The sequence below is a fragment of the Piscirickettsia salmonis LF-89 = ATCC VR-1361 genome (assembly GCF_000297215.2).
Lineage (GTDB): Bacteria > Pseudomonadota > Gammaproteobacteria > Piscirickettsiales > Piscirickettsiaceae > Piscirickettsia > Piscirickettsia salmonis.
On the sequence record NZ_AMFF02000035.1, the window covers coordinates 1 to 5,807 of the forward strand.

At 35.8% G+C, this 5,807-nt stretch carries 7 protein-coding genes; all 7 read right to left on the minus strand.

The genetic code is table 11. The features are described from left to right. Window positions 1-175: 175 nt before the first annotated feature. The 7 genes from C200_RS04405 to C200_RS04435 all read right to left on the minus strand — a co-directional run bounded on the left by C200_RS04405 (window position 176) and on the right by C200_RS04435 (window position 5,189). Window positions 176-1,126, minus strand: a complete 951-nt coding sequence (locus tag C200_RS04405) for a tyrosine-type recombinase/integrase (RefSeq protein WP_033923685.1) — start codon at window positions 1,124-1,126, stop codon at window positions 176-178. Between the two features lie 35 nt (window positions 1,127-1,161). Further along, window positions 1,162-1,476 (minus strand): hypothetical protein, encoded by a 315-nt coding sequence (locus C200_RS04410; RefSeq protein WP_016212150.1) that lies wholly within the window; start codon window positions 1,474-1,476, stop codon window positions 1,162-1,164. A gap of 56 nt (window positions 1,477-1,532) precedes the next feature. After that, window positions 1,533-2,582 carry an IS701 family transposase gene (locus tag C200_RS04415; RefSeq protein ID WP_033923686.1) on the minus strand — a complete coding sequence of 350 codons (1,050 nt, stop codon included), beginning with the start codon at window positions 2,580-2,582 and terminating at the stop codon, window positions 1,533-1,535. Between the two features lie 108 nt (window positions 2,583-2,690). Further along, on the minus strand, window positions 2,691-3,731 hold the full coding sequence (locus tag C200_RS04420; RefSeq protein WP_016211885.1) for a DNA-binding protein: 1,041 nt from the start codon (window positions 3,729-3,731) through the stop codon (window positions 2,691-2,693). Between the two features lie 13 nt (window positions 3,732-3,744). Beyond that, complete coding sequence (locus C200_RS04425; protein WP_129556706.1) at window positions 3,745-4,374, minus strand: hypothetical protein; 630 nt, start codon at window positions 4,372-4,374, stop codon at window positions 3,745-3,747. A 90-nt stretch (window positions 4,375-4,464) separates the two neighbouring features. Next, window positions 4,465-4,764, minus strand: a complete 300-nt coding sequence (locus C200_RS04430; protein ID WP_016211884.1) for a nucleotidyltransferase family protein — start codon at window positions 4,762-4,764, stop codon at window positions 4,465-4,467. Continuing rightward, complete coding sequence (locus C200_RS04435) at window positions 4,761-5,189, minus strand: nucleotidyltransferase substrate binding protein (protein ID WP_016211886.1); 429 nt, start codon at window positions 5,187-5,189, stop codon at window positions 4,761-4,763. Before C200_RS04435 ends, C200_RS04430 begins: the two co-directional genes overlap by 4 nt. Window positions 5,190-5,807 lie beyond the last annotated feature (618 nt).

The window sequence follows — 5,807 nt, forward strand, 5'->3', positions numbered from 1 at the left end:
AATTATTTGGATTAGCTGCTTAATTCTAAGGCAGCGAACATAAGAAAATAACCTTTCTGAAGCTCCCTATAACTTTTCGCAACAGTGCCGTTTTTCACATTTGGCTTCTTCTTGCTAATCTCTTGCAAAGCTTCTTCGCCACTCTAAATTTTTCGCAACAGTGCCTCTTAGTCAGTCATATAATATAAGTAGCAGCCGGATTATCAAACAATTCAATTGGCCGGATATAACGATCTAGTGCAGCGGAACTGTGTTGACTCACCTGGCGTAACTTTTCCCCAGGCGCTCCATTGAGTTTTGCTTGCGTTAAAAAACCAGCTCTAAAACTATGAGGTGTATAACCTGATAAGCCTGAATGATTGAGATATTTATTAAGAATATGATCAACTGCACTACTCGACAGAGGTTTGTATTGCAACTGCTCCCCTTTTTTAATCTCTCTAAAAATGGAGCCTTCTTTAATGTTTGAGCGTTGAAACCAACACTGCATCAATGTTACCGGACAATATCGATAAGTTGGTTGTAATATGATAGGCACTTGCAGCAACTTTTCACCTGCCTGATTAATTTTATTACGCCCAAGATTAAATAGCACACCTTTGCCACTCACCCACTCAAAATCTTCAATATTAGCAGCCACCACTTCAGATTTTCTGAAGGCACCAAACCACAACCAAGATAACAGTGTTACATCACGTAATCCGGTTAATGTATTTTTATCAATCACCGCCAATAATCTCTCGAAGTCATTTTTAAGCAACGGCTTTGCTTGTTTTGGTCTGTAGTTATCATTGCGCTTGATTGCAAATAAGATGGCTTTGACCTGCATTGAGTCACTAAAACTCTTAAATCCCATCTTAATATGCTTGGAATTAATGGCTGCCAATGACTTTTGAATGGTTGTTCTTTTAAGATTTTTTTTCTTATACAGGTAGTGCAAAAAAAGTGCGACCGCTCCTTCATCCGCCGGTAAAGGGACTAAGCCTAATTTATAGCAGTAATTTTCAAAATCTTTCCAGGGCTTTGCATAGGCTGTTTCTGTGCTTTTTGCTGTTTGATTATCTTTAACAAATGCTTCAAGGTCTTTGAGTGATTGCAGTAACTCTGAAGAACTGTCTATTTTCATTAATTTATCCATACTGCAACCACAACCGATCTATACTATAGTTTATTTTTAGAGCCTTTCGATAGACCCACTTTTTTGGTGGTCGTTGTTTTTTTTTCCTTAGGCTTCTTTGCAACTACTTTTTTAGAAGAAGCTTTTTTAGTTGTTGTTTTACTCGTTACTGACTTTTTAGCTGGCTTATCATCATCTAAAATTTCACCCAACTTTTTCCAAGTGATTTTTTTATTGTTTAAGGTGATACCACTACTACTGACTGCTAACGTACCAAACTTTTTAGAACCATCTTTAATCTCAAAAGTCATTCCTTTTGCTTTAACGTCTAAATCGCCTAAGTTCAGTGTTACTTTCATAAAATAGCCTTTTATTTTTAAGTTATTAACCTTAACTCATGTTACGCGCTTAACCTTTAAGCCATACTTCTAAGCTCCTGAAGTGCAATTTGATTAGCCCTTAATATCAGCTTATATTTTATTGCAAAATGGTTTAAAGATTTTTTCAATTTTAATCTTTCCAATCTGCAAAACCCAAGAATACTGTAATAAATATGGTTCAACTGAGATGTGACAATCCGCGTAGGCGACTTTTCAAAGCTCGAATTTTGTTTTACTGACTTGTGAAATTCCTCAATACTCCAGCGTTTTTTATAGGTATCCAGGATGGGTTGGCCATCAATACTCAAGTCATTAGTTACTAGATATAAGACACGTTCCTTACCATTTTCGTTTTTGAATGTTTTTTTCATAACCTGTACTTTGAAAGCCATACCTTTTAAGTACACAGTCTGAGGAATGCCGTCTTCTAATGATATTTGCTTTAGTTGTTGATGCTTACCATTCTCTTTATTTTTTTCAGTCAGTGCGACACATCGATTACTTTTGATTCCCATGATAAATTTCTTTCCAGCATTGTGGATATAGCTCATATTTGATTGACTGCTAAACCAGCGATCTGCAAGCACATATGTAAACTTTAAGTCGTTACGAATAGCGACATTCAGAAGTTTTAGAAAAAGGTCATTTTTTGTAAAAGAAGACTTTCTTCGTTCTTTTTTGGTTTGAAGGTCACTATAACGAATCGTTTTCTCTATCACTTCATAAGCGATAGGCAAGCGTACGTCTCCGTAGCGCACCATCGCTGTCAAGATATTAATGCCCTTCACTGTTCGACCTTTACTATGGTCATAATGCCAGGCGATAATATCATTTTCATCGCTGTAGGGTTTTTCAGCAATCATATCATCCAAGGCTAAAACTCCATCATCAAGTCCCTCATACTCACGAACATCAGTCTTAATTTTTAACCAAAGGCCTTTTGATGTTTGTGGGGCTTTATTCAATAAGCGAGTTATCTGATCATGTGACAATTCGTCAGGCATTAAATCTGCTAATCCGGTAGCTGTTGCATGTTTGTTTTGAGCGATTAGATAGTCTGTGTATATGTCAGCAAGGTTTAACATTATTACCAAAAAAATCAAGTTGTTGAACAAAACATTATAGTATCAATTAGCTCTTGCTGCGTAACATGAGACCTTAAGTATAAGCAATTACTGCAAATAGAAAAATAATTATTTTATTTTCGAACTTAAAACTAATTTTCTTAATAACTGTTTGTTTGTTTTTATTAAAAATTTTACATTCTTATCTTTGCTTTTCAAAAAATCTAAGGTTGATTTAAGTTCTGAATTCCCATCTTTCAAAAAATTATTTTCCAGCATTTTTTCAGTCAGTGCAGCTTTATTTAAATTTAGATTATCTTCGAGTTTAAATTTCTTCTGCTTAATCTCTGTATAACGCTCTTCATAATTATCACGCTCAATGCGTGTAGCATCATATTTATTCATCCATAAGGCAGTGTCTTTTTCATATGATGCATTCGCATCGTCTAGCTTCTCTTCTAAACCTTTGATCCTCGATTCTAGCACAACTACTTTATCTGCATATTTTTCTTCAACAATCTCAGTGACTTTATTAATTAATTGACTTTGACGCTGCTTTTCTGATCCTAATTCATTTTTAAGCTCGATGATTTTAGCTTCTTTCTCATTATTTTTTTCTATCATTGCATGCAGTTGTGATTCCGCTTGAATACGCTTTTGCTCTAATGCCCTTAATTGGTTTACATAATTTTCAATTGCTGTTGATTTTCCGGTATCAAGCCTTCTTAAGTGATCAATTTCAGCTTGCATGACAAGGCGTTCTGCTGTTAAACGATCTTGCTGTTTAGTCAACTCAGCAAGTCGCTGCTGGTATTCTAATTCCAATGTTTGGCGCCTATCAACATACTCACTTTCTAACTGACGTTCACGATCTGTAAATGTTGCTTCTAATCCTGCCATCACTTGTGACATTGCACCGATTGAAGTATTCGAAAAATGTTTTGTTTCATCCAATAATGCTGCGGCCTGCTGTGATGGGCCTTGATGATCTCGTTGATTAAATTCACGTACAATTCTTGCAACCTTCTCCGCTGAGCCTTTACCACCCAACTCTTCTCTTACACGCTGTATAGTGACGCGATCACCACGCTGTTGGACAGTATAACAGGCTTGTATTATCTGCTCATCGGGCATACGGGTATTTTTATGTATCGGTTTATTGTCTATCATTTCTACCTCTTACTCACTGCTTAAAGCTCACTGGAACATCACATGCATGTAAATCATTCAGCAGTTTTTTTAACGAGTTCTTATCTTGGTCAAAAAGATAGCAACATTGATATTTCTGATTCACTGCCACTTTTATCCCACTGCCATCTGCAACAATTTCAACTAAATAAAGGTGTTTAGTTTTTAAATCTAAAGTTTTTTCATCCTCTAAATGAAACTGTATATATTCAGGCCAAATCGCTTTTAACTCAAAATGGATGTCCTGAGGCTGTCTTAATTTTAGTATTTTAATAAAATTAATCACTTGTTTTTCTATAACATTCAAACGATGTGTATCTAATAGTTTGAGCGTTTGAATTGGCTGGACTAACTTTGTAAAGCTTTCTAAACTCCTTTGGCTTACCACTCTATCATTTAAATCAAAGACTAAATCGATAAGCATATGCCCACAGGGTAAACCTAGCTCACACTGCAATTCATAAGAAGTTGCTCGCTCCTCTAATAAATCATTTGTGGATACAATAGAGTGAGAATCACCTTGTTGTTGCATTTGAATAATATGAATCTGCACACTTTGCAATGCATAAACCTGTAAGTAAATTTGGCTTGTATCCTTGCTTAACTCCACCCACTCTCTATTCATAAAAAGCGGCTCCTGATGGCTATCAGTTAAATTCAACTGTAACTGCATTTAATCAACTCAATACTGTTTCATGATAAAAAATTTTAATGTTTATTTCTCATAAAACACGATACCTGTGTCATCGATGGCTTTTTTAAATGCAGAGTTATCAACTTCAGCATATGCGCATACATCCACTTCATAAGGTATATCAGACTCTTCAATCTCACTTTTCACTTTGTTTGCTAGTGAATAATCAACCTTTCCTACCAAGGCAAGATCAATATCAGAGTATTCTTTAAAATTCCCTTTGGCTCTTGAACCAAAGAGAATGACTTTTTCAACTACAGGGTGAGCTTTAAAAATACCTTGAAGGGTTTTTACTGTACGTTCAGGTAAACCATGATTCACCCTTTATCCTCCATTAAATCACTAAGTTTTTTTTTAAAATCAACCAGCATGGGGTAAAAGGTTTTTAAAACCTTTTCAGAATTTTTTTCAGCTTTAATGTCACTATAGTTATGAGCACCTGCATTCCTGCACTCGATCATATCCATCCAGTCCTGACCATCAGTTAGCAAATTAATCTTAACCCCACGCCGAAATGCCGTTCTGGAACCTTTTAGATCATGATGCCCTTCATATTCAAGGTATCGGGTTAAAGTTTTAACCGCCTCCTCATAAGTAAATTCAAAGCGCTTAATCAAAGAATCCCGCTCAAACTCAGATAGTGTTTTTTGCTGGGAAAGTTCAACAACTTTGTTAAGACTATCTAATGCTTTTGAATAGTTTTCAAGTGACTCAACCCAGCGCGGCCGATTCTGATTTTGCGTCATAACGATTAAAACCTTATTCTGTTTCAGTGTTTGCAAAGTATGTTGCGTTTAGCATTAACTAGGCAATTCCTCTAGCCCTGTGCTTTTTGTTACTCATCTGTTGTAAGCATACGATAAGCCTGGCTTATTATATCTCCCAATTACAGATATGACCTTTAGATATTTTTCAATATCTGCCCTTATTTTTTCGCGCTCCACCATAATACATATTATACGTATTTACGTATAATATGTAAATAATTAACGTATTATTTTACTTATTAGAATGATTACTTCTAGAAAGTAAAAAAATTCCAGCATAGAGGGACTCTTCGAGAAAATCAGTTTTTGAGGATAGCTAAAGCCGCGCCAGAGCTGCGTGAAACTGCAATGTGAAACAATTTAAAGGTGTGAGCTGATTTTCTATTTTTACATCTTTTTTATTGTGCAAGTGAGGTTCTGTTAGTTTTGATCGTTTCATCTTCACTCTCCTGTTTAAGTTAATTTAACAGAAGATTCTACTTATCACTTGTACTATTTCGTAAGCGTCGCTACCTCGGTAGGTATTTTGCACATCCAATGATGCAAAATCGCCGAGCAAAACGCGACGACTATAAACCCTCGGCTGTCCGCGTCACA